The sequence below is a fragment of the Lederbergia galactosidilytica genome, assembly GCF_017873565.1.
Taxonomy (GTDB): domain Bacteria; phylum Bacillota; class Bacilli; order Bacillales; family Bacillaceae_C; genus Lederbergia; species Lederbergia galactosidilytica.
This window is the reverse complement of the sequence record NZ_JAGGKH010000007.1, coordinates 41540-54643: the sequence shown is the minus strand read 5'-3', so window position 1 is coordinate 54643 and position 13104 is coordinate 41540. Positions and strand designations below refer to the sequence as shown.

Genomic DNA, 13104 nt, shown 5'->3' with positions numbered 1-13104 from the left:
TTCTTATCTAAGAATCCGATTAAACAATGGCAAGCGAATTAAATCGCTTTTCGTTAATAATTTAAATCCAGTAATAAAAATAAGGTAGATACAGGAGATTAGCAAAACCCCAATGGCTAGAAAAAGTAAAGTAGGATGATGTTCAAGTACATAGCGATGGTAAAGAAAACCTGAAATTCCCGATAATAAGGTTGCGAGAATAAATTTAGTGTACATGCCTAAGTAGACAGTAAATTGTATTTTCTTAAGCACGGTTGCAAAATGTAAAAGTGTTACAAGGACTGTTCCGGCTGCCATGCCAAGTGCAACTCCGTTTATTCCAAAAGCCGGTTGTGAAGCAAATACAAAGATAACTAGTATCTTAAGAACAGATCCGATAAGACTATTAATCATTGCAGCGCTAGCTAAATTTAACGCTTGTAAAATGGCTCCAAACGGTCCTTGAAAATAAGTAAATAAAAAGAATGGTGCAAGAAACTGAATGAATTCATAGCCATCTGAAGTCCCATAAAACCATTCCATTAATGGCTCAGCAAATACGTATAAAATAACCGTTGATAAACAGCCAGCCATCAACACGAAACGGAGGGCTTGTTGAAAGCGATGTTCCACCATTAATTGGTTCCGATTCGCATTTGCTTCACTAATTGCTGGGACTAGAGAGGTGGACAAAGAATGTGTAAAAAAAGAAGGTAGTGTCAATAACGGTAAAGCATATCCAGTTAAAAGTCCATATTGTTTTGTGGCTACCCCAGCCGCAATTCCAGCCAAGAGAAGACTATGTGAGACAACAATTGGCTCCAAAAACCAAGTAACCGATCCAATTAATCTTCCGCCGGTTGTTGGTAAAGCAACATTCATTAACTCTCCTAATGTTTTTTTCCCCTCAGTTACGGATTGGAAGAATTTTTTGCGAACTCTGAACTTTTTCTTTGCTTTAAACATAGTGAATAAGTATAGAAACGAAGCTAGCTCACCAATTACAGATGCGGCCATTGCAGCGGCGGCAGCATACTCTATCCCCATAGGAAGAAACTTTTTTGCTAAAAAGGCAATTAAAGATATTCTTACTACTTGTTCTAAGACTTGGGCGACCGCTGAAGGCTTCATATTCTGTTTTCCTTGAAAATAGCCGCGGATAACCGATGAAACGGCGACAATTGGGATGATTGGAGTTATGGCTAGTAATGGATAAAACGTTCTCGGGTCTGTAAATAATGTTTCAGATAAAAACGGTGAGATCAACATTAAAGTAGGCGTGAAAATGAGTGATAATGTTCCTGTTACTGTTAATGATACGGCTAATACTTTTTTAGTTTTTTTCCGATCCCCTTTTGCTTCAGCTTCGGCAACAGCTTTTGAAATTGCAACAGGTAAACCCATTTGGGTAATGGTTATAACAAGAATTAGGGTAGGATAAGACATCATAAATAATCCTACGCCTTCAGCTCCAATCATGCGAGCAATAACGATTCTATTAATAAAACCAAGCAATTTTGTAATTAGCCCTGCCGCCATTAAAATTATTGTACCCTTTAAAAATTTATTCATTTTCTTCCCTGCCTTCTCAAAACTGTTCCATTCGATTACAATGAAGTATATGCTAGTAGGTGGACAAAGCATGACAAGTTATCTGAGAACTTCTTTAAAAGGGGCGAATACGATGAACGCTAAAAGGGAACATCCTTATGATTCATACTTCCATATACTTGATCCCACATTACAAAGTAAAATTGAGGAATTTACCGTCTTAGGTTATGGAACAATCGAAAAAGTAGATTTATGGGCGTTTCTTACACAGAAAAAATGGAAAACATATAAAGAAGGCATCAGAATCTATGAACTAGTCTCAGATATTCTTTCGGTAAAGATTGGAGATTATATGAATTTTGCGACCGTTGAGGCTTATAAAGCTCCAGACCTGTTCTCAGAAATAGATTCAAAAGAGCTCGAAGATTTACTTCATAATACAGAAGATAGCAATTAGAAAAAGTAATTATGTAAACATAGAAATGATTGACAGCTTTTTTTGACTGCTTCATAATAATCATATTGACTTTCTTGTGTTGAGTTGAAATATAGGGGTTTGTGTCATTATGGTGAGGGGGATTTATCGATAATGGTAAAAAGAGGTAGAATTGTCGCCTTCTTTCTTATAGTCTTGTTATTAGCAGGCTTAGGCGGTACGACAACGAATGAGATTTTAAAAAATATAAAATTAGGACTTGATTTGCAAGGCGGATTTGAAGTTTTATATGAAGTAGAACCTGTCGATGCTAATCAAAAAATAGATAAGGAAACACTTGTACATACAACAGAAGCATTAAATAAGCGAATTAATGTTTTGGGTGTAAGTGAACCAAATATCCAAATAGAAGGTACCGACAGAATTCGTGTACAATTACCTGGAGTGGAAGATCAAGAACAAGCAAGAGAAACAATTGGCACTCAAGCTGTATTAACATTTAGAGATGTAAATGACAAGGTGATGCTTGATGGAACGGACCTTGTTGAAGGAGCAGCAAAGCAGTCATTTAAGGCGAATACGAATGAACCGATTGTTCTAGTTGAAATGAAAGATCGGAAAAAGTTTCGTGATGTTACGCAAGAGATTGTCGATATGGCACCAGATAATATCCTTGCCATTTGGCTTGATTTTGAAGAAGGAGTAGACTCTTACAAAGATTCGAAAAATGGGAATCCTAAATTACTATCAGATCCGTATGTTCGACAAGTTTTCAATGATACAAGCGTATCAATTGAAGGAAATTTTACAACACAAGAGGCGAAAGATTTAGCCAACCTTTTAAATGCTGGAGCACTACCTGTTAAATTAAAAGAGGTTTATTCTACTTCAGTAGGTGCATCTTTTGGTGAGCAAGCATTGAGTAAAACTGTAAATGCTGGTATTTTAGGTGTTTTACTAATTTTTATTTTTATGATTGTTTATTATCGCCTACCAGGTATCGTGGCGACGGTGACACTTTCTGTATATATTTATTTAATTCTACTTGTGTTTAACTTAATGAATGCTGTCTTAACCCTGCCAGGTATCGCGGCGTTGATACTAGGAGTAGGAATGGCTGTAGATGCTAATATTCTTACATATGAACGGATTAAGGAAGAAATAAAAGTAGGAAGAACCCTCTCATCTGCTTTTAAAGCAGGTAGTAAATCATCCTTTACAGCTATTTTAGATGCCAATATTACAACATTGCTGGCTGCTGGTGTTTTATTCTATTTTGGAGAAAGCTCTGTAAAAGGTTTTGCAACCATGCTAATTGTTAGTATTTTAATGAGCTTTTTCACAGCTGTTTTTGGATCAAGATGGTTGCTTGGGCTTTTAATTGACAGTCAATTCTTTAAAGACAAGCCAGGCTGGTTTGGTGTGAAACGCAAATCTATCTTCAAACTATCCGAGAATAAAACGACACATGATTTAGCGACACCGTTTGATCGCTTTGATTTTGTTAAACATCGAAAGAAATTCTATTTGTTTTCATCCATATTAATTGTTGCCGGGATCATTGTTTTATCGATTTTCCGCTTAAATCTAGGAATAGATTTTTCTAGTGGAACAAGAGTTGAAATTGATGCGGGCAAACCGATTACAGCTGAGGAAGTAGGCTCTGAATTGAGTGAGCTTGGGATAGACACCCAAGATATTGTATTAGCAGGAAATAATAACGAAATGGGTGTGGCACGTTTTAAAGATGTATTAAATCAGGAAGAAATTGCCCAGTTAAAAGCGCATTTTAATGAAAAATTTGGAAATGAACCAAATGTAAGTACCGTTTCACCAACGGTTGGGAAAGAGCTAATTAAAAATGCTTTCTTTGCTCTCCTCATTGCTGCGATTGGCATCATTATTTATGTGTCTTTCCGTTTTGAATTCGCAATGGGCTTCACATCTATATTAGGTTTACTTCATGATGCCTTCTTTATTGTGGCGATATTTAGTTTGACGCGATTGGAAGTTGACTTAACCTTCATTGCTGCCGTATTAACGATTGTTGGTTACTCAATCAATGATACGATTGTTACCTTTGACCGAATAAGGGAGAACATGACAGCGAAACGCCGATTAAAAACAGAAGAAGATATTGCGATGGTCGTCAATCAAGGATTACGTCAAACTTTAACACGCTCCATTAATACAGTCTTAACAGTTATTGTTACAGTTGTCGCCTTATTAGTTTTGGGTAGTGAGTCGATCGGGAACTTTTCCTTTGCTTTATTAGTGGGACTATTGGCAGGTACTTATTCGTCTATCTTTATTTCAGCTCAATTATGGTATGATATGAAAGTAAGAGAGTTAAGAAAGAATGGACCTATTGATACTGTCAAAGAGAAAAAGAAATGGACAGATGAACCACAAGTATAGGATCTATATAATAAAGCATATAGCTATGGATCATTACTTATAGAAATGATAAAACCGCAGAGTTCTGCGGTTTTATCATGTTAGAATAGCAAAACACTTATATGGGGTGGATTTCCAAGGCTACTCGTATTTTAGATGTGGTAAAATATTTAAAGTGTAGTTTCAATCATAGGGGCTCTTATTTCCTATCCATGAGGGAGAAAAGGAGACTAGTTATGAACCAAAATGAGCGTTTCAAACAGGCCACATTTGCAACTTGGCTTGGGATTGCAGTAAATATTTTTTTAACAATAATTAAAGGTATTGCAGGCATAATGAGCCATAGTAAGGCTCTTATTGCCGATGCGGTTCACTCTGCTTCAGATATAGCAGGTTCTCTTGCTGTGTATATTGGATTAAGAGCAGCTAAGCAACCACCTGATAAAGATCATCCATATGGACATGGTAAGGCTGAGTCGATTGCAGCTATCATCGTTGCCGTTATTTTATTTTTAGCTGGGCTCCAAATTGGAAGATCTTCTATCGAAAGCTTTTTTGTTGAGGTAGAGGTCCCTAAAGGCTTAGCTATTTATGCTGTGTTAATCTCCATTGTGCTTAAAGAGGCACTTTTTCGCTATAAATATCGTTTAGGGAAAAAATTAAATAGTACCGCTCTTATAGTGAATGCTTATGAGCACCGTTCTGATGTTTATTCATCTCTAGCAGCGCTAGTAGGGATTGGTGCCTCAATTCTTGGCGGGAAGTTTCACGTTTCATGGCTTATTTACGGAGACGCAATTGCAGGAATTGTAGTATCGATTCTAGTGTTGAGAATGGCCTGGAAATTAGGTGCTAATGCAATTCATACGACTTTAGATCATGTAATGCATGAAGAAGATATCGTAGATTTCATAGAGGTTGTAAACTCTGTCCCTGGAGTAAAGGAAATTGGAGAGTTATTAGCAAGAGAGCACGGTTACTATGTTATTATTGATTTGAAAATCTCTGTGGACCCTTATATCACTGTAGAAGCAGGCCATGAAATTGGCAAAAATGTAAAGCGGAAATTAATGGATAATCCTAATGTACACAATGTATTCGTTCATATTAATCCGTACAACCCTACAAGTGAAGATTGCATCAATCCTCAAAAGGAGTGAATAGATTGTTACATCCAAATAGTCGCTGGAACGTTCATGATACGAATCAGCAGCTAACCAATGAATTATCACAAAAGCTAAATATTGCTCCTCTTGTAGCTACTTTGTTAGTGAATCGTGGAATATCAACAGTTGAAGAAGCAAATTCCTTTTTGTATGCAGAGAAAGAAAAAGTATATGATCCGTTTCTTTTTCAAGATATGGAAAAAACAGTTGAACGAATTAATCTAGCGATACACGAACAACAGCCAATTTTGATATTTGGCGATTATGACGCAGATGGTGTCACTAGCACAACGGTACTTTTAGAGACTTTGTCGGAAATGGGAGCAAATGTGACATATTACATTCCAAATCGATTTTCAGAAGGATATGGTCCGAATCGGCAAGCTTTCCAGAAGGCATATGAAGAAGGTATCCAATTAATTATCACAGTAGACACTGGAATTGCCGCTCTAGAAGAAGCTACACAGGCAAAAGAATTAGGAATGGACTTAATTATTACAGATCATCACGAGGCTGGAAAAGAGCTTCCAGAAGCCTTTTCCATTATTCATCCGAATACTCCCGGTTCTACATATCCCTACAAACATCTAGCCGGTGTGGGTGTGGCTTTTAAATTAGCACATGCTTTAAAAGGGGAACTCCCTGAAGAATTACTTGATTTAGTTGCAATTGGAACGATTGCGGATTTGGTGCCTCTGAACGGTGAAAACCGTACGCTTGTCAAAAGAGGCTTAAATATATTGGCAAGGACAACACGGCTTGGTTTGCAAGAATTATGTGAATTAGCGGGACACACCATTTCAGAGATAGATGAAGAAACAGTAGGGTTTACGATTGGTCCGCGTTTGAATGCTCCTGGTCGATTAGAGCATGCAGGCCCTGCGGTTCAATTGTTAAAAACTAATAATTCTACTGAAGCAAAAATGCTAGCAGAAGAAATTGATCAGATGAATAATGACCGAAAACAGATTGTCTCAACAATCGCAGATGAAGCAATCCAAATAGTTAAAGATCATTTTGATCTCACAGAAAATAAAGTTATCGTAGTTGGAAAGTCTGGTTGGAATTCGGGTGTTATCGGAATTGTCGCCTCCAGATTAGTAGAAAAATTTTACCGACCAACAATCATTCTAAGTATTGATGAAGAAACTGGCATGGCCAAAGGATCGGCTAGAAGTATAAAGGGCTTTAATCTTTTTGAAAACTTATCCGCTTGTTCAGATATCTTGCCGCATTTTGGTGGTCACTCCATGGCCGCTGGTATGTCTTTAGCGGTTGAAAATATTGAAACATTGCGTCAAAGATTAAATGAATTGGCAAATCAGCAGTTGAAGCCCGAAGATTTTATGCCTGTGACCGAAGTAGAAGCTACTATTTCACTTAAAGAAATTAATATCAGTACTATTTCCCAGCTCGGTCAATTGGCTCCGTATGGAATGGGGAATCCCAAACCACAAATCCTTATAGAAAATGCAATGATTACATCTAGAAAAAAAATTGGCGCAAATAAAAACCATTTAAGATTAACGCTTGGCCAAAAAGATGATGTCCTTGATGGAGTCGGATTCCAGCTAGGACATCTAGAGCCAGAACTTTCACTTGGAGCAAGAGCATCAGTAATCGGGGAACTTTCTATAAATGAATGGAATAATCAGCAGAAGCCACAGATTTTTTTGAAGGATGTTGCGATTAAGGAATGGCAGCTCTTTGATTTGCGAGGAAATCGCCAATTTGAAGAGTGGATTACTTATTTAAAAGAAAAAAAAGGGCTGTTTATCTTTTTCTCTGAAAAGAACTTTGAGAAATATAGCTCAAACCTAGATAGTATATGTATAACGGACAAGAAAGTAGCCGAACATTTAGATATTAATGAAAGAAATATTATCCTATTTGACTTACCTATACATATTGAATGGTTAGAGGCAGTTGTAAAAGATAAAATACCGGCAGCCATCTATGCATATTTTCACCAAAAGGAAGATCACTTTTTTGCAACCGTGCCGACAAGAAACCATTTTAAATGGTATTACGCATTTCTGTTAAAAAGAGGAATTTTTGATTTAAAAAGATATGGGGAAGATCTAGCCGTTCACAAAGGATGGTCAAAAGAAACAATTTCGTTTATGTCAAAAGTGTTTTTTGAACTAGATTTTGTTACAATAAAGGATGGGTCAATTAAAATAAATCCCCAAAAAGGGAAAAGGGATTTGGAAGATTCACCTACATACAAAATGAAACAAGAACAAATAAAAATGGAAAAAGAATTTACTTATTCCACATATAATGACCTGAAAAAATGGTTTGATGAAAGGCTTGCACAAAAGGTGCTGGCGGAGGAGGAAATAAACACATGGATTTAAAGCAATTCATCACTATAGTACCTGATTGGCCTCAAGAAGGGGTAGTTTTTAAAGATATTACTACATTAATGGACAACGGAGAAGCATATCATTATGCAACAGATCAAATTGTCCAATATGCAAAGGAAAAAGAAGTCGACATAATTGTCGGCCCAGAGGCACGTGGCTTTATTATCGGTTGTCCTGTGTCCTATGCTTTAAGTTTAGGATTTGCACCTGTTAGAAAAGAAGGAAAGCTTCCACGTGAAACGATTAAGGCTGATTATGGGAAGGAATATGGTAAAGATAAATTAACTATTCATAAAGATGCTATTAAGCCAGGTCAACGTGTATTAATTACGGATGATTTATTGGCTACAGGCGGAACCATTCTAGCAACGATAGAACTTGTAGAAAAATTAGGCGGGGTTGTGGTTGGTATCGCTTTCTTAATTGAGCTTTCCTATTTAAACGGAAGAGAAAAGCTTGATGGATATGATATACTTTCATTAATGACGTTCTAAGTTGTATATAGTCAGGGCTGTCCAATGTCAACACTCTAAATTCCAGTGTAACATTGTGACAGCCTTAATTATTAGGCTTTTAGGAAAAATAAAGATGTGAAGTATAAGGTTGAATAAGTACAGATGTAGAGACAGAATGTCATCATTTGAATCTGCCATTTTGCGCTTTTTTATTTTAAAATATGGAAATGCAACTTATTTTATGTGAAAATGTCTGTAATCAAATTCTTTTGAAAAAAATTGTATCATTTTATTTCAGAATGTCTTAATATTCGATAATATAGATATTAAAATGACATTATAATTATTATTTGAATAAAAGGTGATCCTCATGGCAAAAGACCAAAATATATCGGCAGAAGATGTAATAAATAAGACAAGTGAATATTTAAATGAGGAAAACGTTGCGTTTGTTAGAAGTGCCTATAAATTTGCTGAGAATGCTCATAAAGATCAGTTTCGTAAATCAGGTGAGCCATACATTATTCATCCAATTCAAGTCGCCGGAATTCTAGCTGACTTAGAGATGGATCCAGCAACAATTGCAGCGGGTTTTCTTCATGATGTGGTAGAGGATACGGATGTAACGTTAGCTGATATCTCCAGTAATTTTTCCAGTGAAGTTGCCATGCTCGTAGATGGTGTCACGAAATTAGGGAAAATTAAGTATAAATCACATGAGGAACAACAGGCGGAAAACCACCGGAAAATGTTTGTAGCTATGGCCCAAGATATTAGAGTTATCTTGATTAAGTTAGCTGATAGACTTCATAATATGCGAACGTTAAAGCATTTACCACCTCATAAGCAAAGAAGGATAGCCAACGAAACACTAGAGATATTTGCTCCTCTAGCACATCGCCTCGGTATTTCAAAAGTCAAATGGGAATTAGAAGATACGGCATTACGCTATTTGAATCCGCAACAATATTATCGGATAGTCAACTTAATGAAGAGAAAAAGAGAAGAACGGGAACAGTATTTAGAAGATGTAATGGCTGGAGTGAAAGAAAAATTAAACGAGATGGAAATAAAATCAGATGTTTATGGGAGACCTAAACATATTTACTCCATTTACCGCAAAATGGTTGTCCAACATAAGCAATTCAATGAAATTTATGATTTATTAGCTGTGCGAATTATTGTCAGTAGTATTAAAGATTGTTATGCCGCTTTAGGAATCATTCATACATGTTGGAAACCGATGCCTGGTCGTTTTAAGGACTATATTGCAATGCCTAAGCCAAATATGTATCAATCCCTACATACAACGGTGATAGGACCAAGGGGAGAGCCTTTGGAAGTGCAAATTCGCACAAAGGAAATGCATCGAATTTCTGAATATGGGGTTGCAGCTCATTGGGCTTATAAGGAAGGAAAAGCTAATGATTCGAAGGATACGCTTGATAAGAAATTGAGTTGGTTCCGTGAAATACTTGAGTTTCAAAATGAAACCGATGATGCAGAAGAATTTATGGAATCTTTGAAAATAGATTTATTTTCGGATATGGTTTTTGTCTTTACTCCAAAGGGAGATGTCATTGAGCTTCCAGCTGGTTCTGTCCCAATTGATTTTGCTTATCGCATTCATTCCGAGATTGGGAATAAAACCATCGGGGCTAAGGTAAATGGGAAGATTGTAACCTTGGATTATAAGTTGAAGACTGGAGATATTATTGAAATATTAACATCTAAACATTCATATGGTCCTAGTCAAGATTGGTTAAAGCTTGCGCAAACCTCTCAAGCTAAGAATAAAATTAGACAATTTTTCAAGCGACAACGTAAAGAAGAAAATATTGAAAAAGGTCGCGAACTAATTGAAAAGGAAATAAAAGAGTTAGAATTTGAAGTGAAGAAGGTTATGACCTCTGAAAATCTTCAAAAAGTAGCTGATAAATTTAACTTTTCAAATGAAGATGATATGTTCGCAAGTGTTGGCTATAATGGCATCTCTGCTCTTCAAGTTGCAAATCGTTTAACTGAGAAGTTAAGAAAGCAACGGGATCAAGAAGAAAAGATTGAAGAAATTATAGCTGAAACGAAGAAAGAATCACATTCTAGACGTCATGACGCTGGTGTAAGAGTGAAAGGAACGGACAATCTTTTGATTCGTCTTTCTCGTTGTTGTAACCCTGTACCTGGGGATGAGATTATAGGTTTTATTACAAAAGGTAGAGGTGTTTCTGTTCATCGGGCAGATTGCCCAAATATTGATCCTGAGGAAATGAGCAATCGCCTAATTGAGGTAGAATGGGAAACAGCAACTCATAATCATAAAGAGTATAAAGTTGATATTGAAATTACTGGCTTTGACCGCAGTGGCTTGTTAAATGAGGTTTTACAAACAGTCAGTGGAACTAAGACGAATATTGTAGCTGTCACTGGACGAGCTGATCGGAATAAAATGGCAACCATTCTAATGACAATTTCAATCCAAAATATAGGACATTTGCATAAGGTTGTCGATAAAATTAAGCAAATACCGGATATATATTCTGTACGTAGAATTATGAATTAAAAGGGAATATTTAGATAGAGATAATACCCCATTCATTATGTAGTTGAAAGTTTAGGAAGTTGAAAAAAAGTGTAGAATGTGTCCAATCGAATATGTTCCTTTTTAGTAGGCGACTAATAAGCCGGAAGTTAATATGGGATTGGTTTTAAGGCATTATGACATAGAGGAACCCACTCGGAGCTTTGGCTAAATTGTGATGGAACAGGCGAAGCTTTATGGACACTAGATTTTGTGAACATTTTTTGAAGGAGTTATATAGGAAATGAAGGTAGTTTTACAAAGATGTAAAAAGGCAAATGTTACTGTGAATGAAGAAGTAGTTGGAGAGATTGGGCGTGGCTTTATGCTCTTAGTCGGATTTCAAGAAGGTGATACCGAGCAAACTTGTGATTGGATGGCTGAAAAGATCATTCATTTACGTGTCTTTGAAGATGAGAACGAGAAAATGAATCGCTCCTTACTCGATGAGGAAGGATCTATATTATCTGTCTCTCAATTTACGCTTTATGGAGACTGTACGAAAGGAAGGCGTCCCAATTTCATGAAAGCGGCCAAGCCTGAAGAGGCGGAAGCATTGTATGAGTATTTCAACAAAGCATTGCGTGATAAAGGGGTGCCAATCGCAACAGGGATTTTTGGAGAAATGATGGATGTATCTCTTGTTAATGAGGGGCCTGTCACATTGATTTTGGAGAAATAATTAAATAAAAAAACTGGTGAGTTGAATCTCACCAGTTTTTTTAGACTTGGAAATTAGCGTTCCATTCACATTCTTCATCTCTATTATCAAACTTTAGTGGACTTAACTAGTAGCTCGGAAGCTCTCAGTCTATTCGCTAAAATAATTATTTAATCCCTTAACAATTGCCTTTGTTACTTGCTCTTGATAAGACGAAGATTGAATAATATTTTCTTCCTGAGGATTGCTAAGATAACCTAATTCAAGCAAGACAGATGGTTGCGAATTCTCTCTTAAAACATAATAATTTCCAAAACGAGCTTCTCGATCCTGTAACTTGATTGTATTTGTAATTTCATTATGAATTGCTTGAGCTAAAGCCCTATCTTGTTCATTATAGTAATAAGATGTATGCCCCACTACTTGTTTTTCATCTATACTGTCAAAATGTAAACTTATAAAGGCGTCTGCTTGTTCCTGGCGTGCTTGTTCTGTTCTTGATTCTAAACTGATATACTCATCTGAAGATCGAGTTAAAACAACATTAAAGCCTGCACTATCTAATTTGCGAGCAAGCAGATTCCCTACCTCTAATGTCAGAGTTTTTTCGAGTGTCCCTCTGGCACCAGTGGCCCCCTGATCCCTTCCACCATGACCGGGGTCAATGACAATCGTTTTAGCTCCTGGCTTCTTATTGCCCCCTTGAGAGCTAACAATCCAACTTGCCACATATCCTGTTTCCCCAGAAGAATATTCAATTTTATACCAGTCTCCTTTTTTTTCTAAGGGGTAAAAAGTTTCTCCTGCTGAAACTTGTGCTACTATTTTTGATTTTAATGCTGGCTTTTTACGTATATTCGTATGGTCATACAAAATATTAATCGGATTTCCTTGAGCTGCATTGGAAACTGAAACACTGTCTGCTGGATTGCTATCCTGTGTATTAATATAGGCACTATTCACCCAAGCTGTTTCGGATTCGTATTCAATTTGACTCCAATCATTTTGTTCTCCAATTTTCTTAACTTGATCCCCTTCATGAAGAACGCCAATTTTTGTACTTGCTGAATCAGGTTCAGCTCTAACATTTAAAGTGGCTGTATTCACAGTTCCCGTTGTTGTTTTTGATTTACTCTGTTTTTCCGCTAGCCAGCTTGCAATCCAACCAGTTTGATTGGAACTTAATTTAATTTTATACCAGTCACCTTTACTATCTAATAGGGAATAGGTTTCTCCCTTATGGATTTGGGTAACAATAGAATAAGCTGTACCAGGCTGTTCACGAACATTGACGAGATCCCCCGTAATCATGATTTTTTCGGAATTTGCCGAGCTAATGGGGGAAAAATACATAATAATGGCTATAAATAATACTGTGATCGTTAGAACGATAGCCTTTTTTTTCACCGAAAATGAAACCGCCTTTCTAAACTTAAATCTGTGAAGTTTTATTGTATCAGCTTTCATAGATCATTATCAATCTAAGTATTCGTGATATTTGTACAAAATCCT

At 36.6% G+C, this 13104-nt stretch carries 9 protein-coding genes; 7 read left to right on the top strand and 2 right to left on the bottom strand.

Annotated features, from left to right (window positions below):
* Window positions 1-3: 3 nt before the first annotated feature.
* A complete protein-coding gene (spoVB, locus tag J2Z23_RS08980; protein WP_209973702.1) occupies window positions 4-1551 on the bottom strand; it encodes a stage V sporulation protein B in 1548 nt (515 codons plus the stop codon).
* 70 nt (window positions 1552-1621) lie between these two features.
* Here spoVB and J2Z23_RS08975 point away from each other — a divergent pair, with 70 nt between their 5' ends.
* The 7 genes from J2Z23_RS08975 to dtd all read left to right on the top strand — a co-directional run bounded on the left by J2Z23_RS08975 (window position 1622) and on the right by dtd (window position 11613).
* The gene (locus tag J2Z23_RS08975; RefSeq protein WP_238456079.1) at window positions 1622-1987 is read left to right on the top strand and encodes a post-transcriptional regulator; all 366 of its coding nucleotides are present in this window, start codon (window positions 1622-1624) and stop codon (window positions 1985-1987) included.
* Between the two features lie 132 nt (window positions 1988-2119).
* A complete protein-coding gene (secDF, locus tag J2Z23_RS08970) occupies window positions 2120-4384 on the top strand; it encodes a protein translocase subunit SecDF (RefSeq protein WP_057986829.1) in 2265 nt (754 codons plus the stop codon).
* Between the two features lie 215 nt (window positions 4385-4599).
* Window positions 4600-5523, top strand: a complete 924-nt coding sequence (locus J2Z23_RS08965; protein WP_057986827.1) for a cation diffusion facilitator family transporter — start codon at window positions 4600-4602, stop codon at window positions 5521-5523.
* Window positions 5524-5528: 5 nt separating this feature from the next.
* Window positions 5529-7889, top strand: a complete 2361-nt coding sequence (gene recJ / locus J2Z23_RS08960) for a single-stranded-DNA-specific exonuclease RecJ (protein ID WP_057986825.1) — start codon at window positions 5529-5531, stop codon at window positions 7887-7889.
* Window positions 7880-8392 (top strand): adenine phosphoribosyltransferase, encoded by a 513-nt coding sequence (locus J2Z23_RS08955; protein ID WP_057986822.1) that lies wholly within the window; start codon window positions 7880-7882, stop codon window positions 8390-8392. Before recJ ends, J2Z23_RS08955 begins: the two co-directional genes overlap by 10 nt.
* 331 nt (window positions 8393-8723) lie before the next feature.
* Complete coding sequence (locus J2Z23_RS08950; protein WP_057986820.1) at window positions 8724-10913, top strand: RelA/SpoT family protein; 2190 nt, start codon at window positions 8724-8726, stop codon at window positions 10911-10913.
* A 262-nt stretch (window positions 10914-11175) separates the two neighbouring features.
* Window positions 11176-11613, top strand: a complete 438-nt coding sequence (gene dtd / locus J2Z23_RS08945) for a D-aminoacyl-tRNA deacylase (RefSeq protein WP_057986819.1) — start codon at window positions 11176-11178, stop codon at window positions 11611-11613.
* A gap of 129 nt (window positions 11614-11742) precedes the next feature.
* On the opposite strand, the gene J2Z23_RS08940 is transcribed toward dtd, so the two are convergent.
* The gene (locus J2Z23_RS08940; protein ID WP_057986817.1) at window positions 11743-12999 is read right to left on the bottom strand and encodes an N-acetylmuramoyl-L-alanine amidase family protein; all 1257 of its coding nucleotides are present in this window, start codon (window positions 12997-12999) and stop codon (window positions 11743-11745) included.
* Window positions 13000-13104 lie beyond the last annotated feature (105 nt).